This is a genomic window from Bifidobacterium rousetti (genome assembly GCF_008698235.1).
Lineage (GTDB): Bacteria > Actinomycetota > Actinomycetes > Actinomycetales > Bifidobacteriaceae > Bifidobacterium > Bifidobacterium rousetti.
The window spans coordinates 1-295 of the sequence record NZ_PEBH01000036.1 but is presented as its reverse complement, the minus strand read 5'-3'; the positions used below and the strand labels follow the sequence as shown (position 1 = coordinate 295).

Here is a 295-nt window from a genome sequence, read left to right as displayed (position 1 = left end):
GTGCGCCGGACAGGATTCGAACCTGCGACCTGCTGATCCGTAGTCAGCTGCTCTAATCCGCTGGGCTACCGGCGCATACCGCTTGTTTACCCTCCTGCGGTCAGGAGGTGTGCGCCGGACAGGATTCGAACCTGCGACCTGCTGATCCGTAGTCAGCTGCTCTAATCCGCTGGGCTACCGGCGCATACCGCTTGTTTACCCTCCTGCGGTCAGGAGGTGTGCGCCGGACAGGATTCGAACCTGCGACCTGCTGATCCGTAGTCAGCTGCTCTAATCCGCTGGGCTACCGGCGCAT

General features: G+C 61.7%; 3 tRNA genes. All 3 read right to left on the bottom strand.

What is annotated here, in order from left to right:
* Position 1 precedes the first annotated feature (1 nt).
* Positions 2 to 75: transfer RNA gene (locus CSQ85_RS12935), tRNA-Arg, on the bottom strand.
* 35 nt (positions 76 to 110) lie between these two features.
* Positions 111 to 184, bottom strand: a tRNA-Arg gene (locus CSQ85_RS12930).
* Between the two features lie 35 nt (positions 185 to 219).
* Positions 220 to 293 (bottom strand) — tRNA-Arg (locus tag CSQ85_RS12925).
* Positions 294 to 295: the final 2 nt, after the last annotated feature.